General features: G+C 71.5%; 5 protein-coding genes and 1 pseudogene. 2 read left to right on the top strand and 4 right to left on the bottom strand.

Annotation, left to right across the window (positions count from 1 at the left end):
- Positions 1–122 precede the first annotated feature (122 nt).
- Entirely contained in the window at positions 123–1043 is a 921-nt protein-coding gene (locus ACFVZW_RS36830; protein WP_384530932.1) for a DMT family transporter, read from the bottom strand.
- Between the two features lie 69 nt (positions 1044–1112).
- Between ACFVZW_RS36830 and ACFVZW_RS36825 the strand changes: the two genes are divergently transcribed.
- The gene (locus tag ACFVZW_RS36825; RefSeq protein WP_384530930.1) at positions 1113–1967 is read left to right on the top strand and encodes a LysR family transcriptional regulator; all 855 of its coding nucleotides are present in this window, start codon (positions 1113–1115) and stop codon (positions 1965–1967) included.
- A gap of 19 nt (positions 1968–1986) precedes the next feature.
- Here the strand turns inward: ACFVZW_RS36825 and ACFVZW_RS36820 are convergent, their stop codons facing one another.
- The 3 genes from ACFVZW_RS36820 to ACFVZW_RS36810 all read right to left on the bottom strand — a co-directional run bounded on the left by ACFVZW_RS36820 (position 1987) and on the right by ACFVZW_RS36810 (position 4070).
- On the bottom strand, positions 1987–2721 hold the full coding sequence (locus tag ACFVZW_RS36820; RefSeq protein ID WP_384530928.1) for a sortase domain-bontaining protein: 735 nt from the start codon (positions 2719–2721) through the stop codon (positions 1987–1989).
- A 201-nt stretch (positions 2722–2922) separates the two neighbouring features.
- On the bottom strand, positions 2923–3462 hold the full coding sequence (locus tag ACFVZW_RS36815; protein WP_384530926.1) for a DM13 domain-containing protein: 540 nt from the start codon (positions 3460–3462) through the stop codon (positions 2923–2925).
- Positions 3463–3536: 74 nt separating this feature from the next.
- Positions 3537–4070, bottom strand: coding sequence for a MarR family winged helix-turn-helix transcriptional regulator (locus ACFVZW_RS36810; protein WP_384530924.1), 534 nt, complete (start codon positions 4068–4070; stop codon positions 3537–3539).
- A gap of 130 nt (positions 4071–4200) precedes the next feature.
- Here ACFVZW_RS36810 and ACFVZW_RS36805 point away from each other — a divergent pair.
- Positions 4201–4308, top strand: a pseudogene (locus ACFVZW_RS36805) (nitroreductase family protein); the annotation flags it as partial.

The following is a 4308-nucleotide window of genomic DNA, read 5'->3' as shown; positions in this document are numbered from 1 at the left end:
GACCGACGACAACGCGGCTGGGGGTACCCCCTGCTCGAAGAGCTTGGGGGAGCGGTGCCAGACGCCGCGAGCCCGGCCTGATCGACAAGACACCCCCTAGGGGTCCGGACTGAGGGGCTCGGTCAGCGACGTGCCGTGGCGATGCTCAGCACGTTCGCGGCGACGACCGCTCCGATGGCGGCCCCGTCGAGCGCGCCCAGGCTCTGCCCGAGCCCGATCAAGCCGACGAGGGCCGCGAGGACGGGGTTGACGCTCATGAACAGCCCGAAGGCCGGGGCCGGTACACGGCGCAGGGTGAAGAGGTCCGCGAGGTACGGGACGGCCGAGGCGAGGACACCGGCGGCGACGGCGTACGCGAGGGACGCGGCCGTCGGCGGGTGGCGCAGGACGACGACGATCCCGACGGGCAGGAACATCAGGGCCGAGAGCAGCGCCGCGGCCGCACTGCCCTGCGCTCCCAGGACTCTCCGGCCGACGGTGCGGTTGAGCAGGATGTACGAGGCCCAGCAGACGGCGGCCAGCAGGCCGAGGCCCATGCCGACGTAGTCGGTGGAGGGCTGCGGGCGCATGAGGGTGACGACCCCGGCCGTCGCGAGGACCGCGCAACAGGCGTCCACCCGGCGGCGGGTGGCGGCCAGGGCGATGGCGAGCGGACCGAGGAACTCCAGGGTCACCGCCAGTCCCAGGCCGATGCGGTCGATGGCGCTGTAGAGGGACAGGTTCATCGTGCCGAAGACGACGGCCAGCAGGATCACGGGTCGCCACTGCCGCCGGGTGAAGCTCCGCAGCCGCGGGCGGCCGACGGCCAGCAGGACGAGGGCGGCGACGTACTGGCGGACGGCGACGACGCCGACGGGGCCGAGGACGGGAAAGGCGAGGGAGCCGGCGGCGGCGCCTATCTGGGTGGACAGGCCGCTGCCGAGCATGGCGGCCACGCCGGCGGGGGACGTTCGGCGGGGAGGGCGGTCGGGCGTCACCAGGGCGGGCGTCACCGGGGCGGTCCGGTCCGGTACCGCTCCCGCGGATCCGTGGGCTGCGTGCATGGCGTGATCGTGCTCGGTGGAGGTCCTTGCGCAAAATGCATGACCGCATCTCATCTATACGCTTGAGTCATGGATATGGAGCTGCGGCAGCTGCGCTGTCTCGTCGCGATCGTCGACGAGGGGACCTTCACCGATGCCGCCCTCGCCCTGGGGGTCTCCCAGGCCGCCGCCTCCCGGACGCTGGCCTCCCTCGAACGGGCCCTGGGGGTACGGCTGTTGCGGCGGACTTCCCGTTCGGTGACCCCGACGGCCACCGGGCTGCGGGTGGTGGCACACGCGCGGCGGGTGCTCGCCGAGGCGGACGCCCTGGTGCGGGAGGCCACCTCCGGTCATCACGTCCTCCGGATCGGATACGCCTGGTCGGCGCTCGGTCGCCACACTCCGACCTTCCAGCGTCGTTGGGCCGCCGCGCACCCCGCGACGGAGCTGAGCCTGGTCCGCGTCAACTCCGCCACCGCCGGGCTCGCCGAAGGCTCCTGCGATCTGGCGGTGGTGCGCAGGCCCCTGGAGGACCGCCGGTTCGACTCGGCGATCGTGGGTCTGGAGCGGCGGCTGTGCGCCATGGCCGCCGACGACCCCCTGGCCGGGCGCCGCTCGGTCCGGCTCGCCGACCTCAGCGGCCACACCCTGCTGATCGAGCGGCGGACCGGCACGACGACACCGGAGCTGTGGCCGGCGGACTCACGTCCGGCGACCGAGGAGACGCACGACGTCGACGACTGGCTCACCGCGATCTCCACCGGCCGCCGCGTCGGCATGACCGCGGAGGCCACCGCCCGTCAGTACGCACGCCCCGGCGTCGTATACCGGCCGGTGCGGGACGCGGAGCCGATCGCCGTCCGGCTCGCCTGGTGGCGGGACGATCCGCATCCCGCGACGCAGGGCGTGATCGAACTGCTCACGGCCTTGTACCGCAAGGCGTAGAACGTGCCGGGGACACGCCCTAGGCGGTCCGGGTCGCCGACAGGACGCCTATCTTGTCGATGCGGTGCTCGGGGTTGCCCTGGGCGTCCCGCCAGAAGTTGCCCGCCGCGTCATCCTCCGGCGTGGCACAGGTGGAGAGGGTGATCATGGCGCGGGTGGGCTTCTCGCCGGGCTCGCCGGGAACCGCGGCGCGCTGCTCGGCGAGGGAGGCGGCGGAGCGGAAGGAGGTCGTCCGCGTCTCGGTGATCGTGTACTCGTAGACGGTGTCCCCGAAGGTGACGAGGACCTTGTCGCCCACGTCGACCGCGGGCAGGTCGTGCATGGGCCCGCCGGCCGAGAGCCGGTGGGCGGTCACGAGATAGTTGCCGATCTCGCCCGGGCCGACGCCGCCCCGCTCGCCGTACGGGCTGGCGGCCACGCCACGGTCCTGTATCCGGGTCCCGGCCGGGTCGTCGGTCGTGCCCTCGTACGGCACGACGGTCAGCTCCCGGACCCCGATCGACGGTATGGCCATCTCGGCGTTCCGGGACCGCTTGCCGGGGTCCGGCTCGGGCGCCTGCGACGAGGGCGTCACGGTCGCCGCGGGCGAGGTGGGCACGGAGACCACCGGCGTCGTGCCAGGGGCGGGTCCGGACGTGACGGACGTACTGGCCGCGCCACCGCCGCCCCCGGCTGCCGAACAGCCGACGAGCGCGGCGAGCACGGCGACGAAGGTCGCGGCTATGGCGCGGCGGGTGCTTCGGGCTCTGTCCATGGCCATCCGAAGGGTCGCTCGACCCGCTCGGCCCATCGGCGTCGCGGCATCGACAAAGGTCGTGTCAGCTGCCAAAACGACAGGAATCGAGCACGTATTCCCCTGACCGATCACGATCACGGCCTCCGCCGCCGCACTCCGCTGCCCGCGGATGAGGGCCGCGGACCCGGCGGCGTAGGCCCTGATCAGTCGGACACCCCCCTAGGCCAGGCGCGCGGCTCCGAACGAGACGTCGAAGCGGTCGCACCAGATGGTGACGCTGCTGAAGCCGGACGGATCGACGCCCGCCGGGACGGCGTAGTTCTGGTCGCCCTTGTTGCCCTTCAGCTTGCCGAGGCTGAGGTACTTGCCGTCGTCGAAGACACGCCAGCCGGCCACCCCCTCCTTGACCGGCGCGTCGGTCAGCCAGACGCGCAGGTCCGGGCCATTGCTGGTCTCCAGGCCCTCCAGCCGCACGGTGTGCGTTCCGTCGGGGAGACGGATGAGCTTCACCGTGCCCGAAGTCGCGTGCTCGTGGCTGATCAGGTTCCCCCGCGCGACCGTCCGCGGCCCTTCCGACGCGGAGGAGGACGGAGCCCCCGCCCCCGCATCCGGGGCCGCCGTCGGGAGCGCTTCGCGCACGGTCTCGTCCTGCCACAGCTTCCAGGGCTGGAACCAATAGAGCCCGACCGCCGCCAGGGCGATCGCCACGATCACCGCGCCCGCCACCAGAGGCCCACGTCGTCGGCCTTCTCGTTTCATGGCCCGCCCTCCCACATCGTTCGTCGTCACACCGCCCATTCAACCGGCATCAGGAGACCGGTGGGCCGCGGCCGTCAGCCGATCGACGTGTCCCCGAGTGCGAGCAGCAGGCGCCTCAGCTTCCCCGCCAGCTCGTCGCACTCCTCCCGGTCGAAGAGCTCCAACATGCGGGCCTCGTTGAGGAGGTGGTCCTTCATGTAGGCGCGGGTGATCTCGTGGCCGCGTTCGGTGAGACGGATCTTCACCGAGCGGCGGTCCTCGGTGTCCCGGATGCGCTCGACGAGCCCCTTGGCCTCCATGCGGTCGATGCGGTTGGTGATCGCCCCGGAGGTGACCATGGACGCCTTGCGGAAGACCCCGGCGGTCAGTTCATACGGAGGACCCGACCGCTGCAGGGTGCTGAGGACGTCGAACTCGCCCAGTTCCAGGTTGCGTTCGGCGGCGAAGGCGCGGAACTCCTTCTCCAGCACCACGCCGAGACGCTGGAGCCGGCCGAGCACCTCCACGGGCCAGAGCGCCTCGGTCAGGTCGGGGCGCTCCTCGACCCACTGCCCGATGATGCCGTCCACGGCGTCGGCGTCCGCTCCGTCCCGCTCCACGTCGCCCATGAAGTGTCCTCCTCGGTTGTTCCTGCCTCACTCCAAGAATATCTCAACGTTGACTCACTTGACGTTGACCGAGCATCGGTGTTTTTATCTCAACGTTGAAATTGTCGACGCTGAACGGATGGAGCCGGTCATGACCACGTCCCCCCTCGCTCTTGACCCCGCCGCCCAGGACCTCCTTTTCCGTGAGGCCCGCACCGCCAACACCTTCACCGACGAGCCGGTGACCGACGAGCAGGTC

It is taken from the genome of Streptomyces sp. NPDC059567 (assembly GCF_042735655.1).
Classification (GTDB): Bacteria; Actinomycetota; Actinomycetes; order Streptomycetales; family Streptomycetaceae; genus Streptomyces.
Note: the sequence above shows the minus strand (reverse complement) of the source record. Positions and strands in the feature narration are given on the sequence as shown.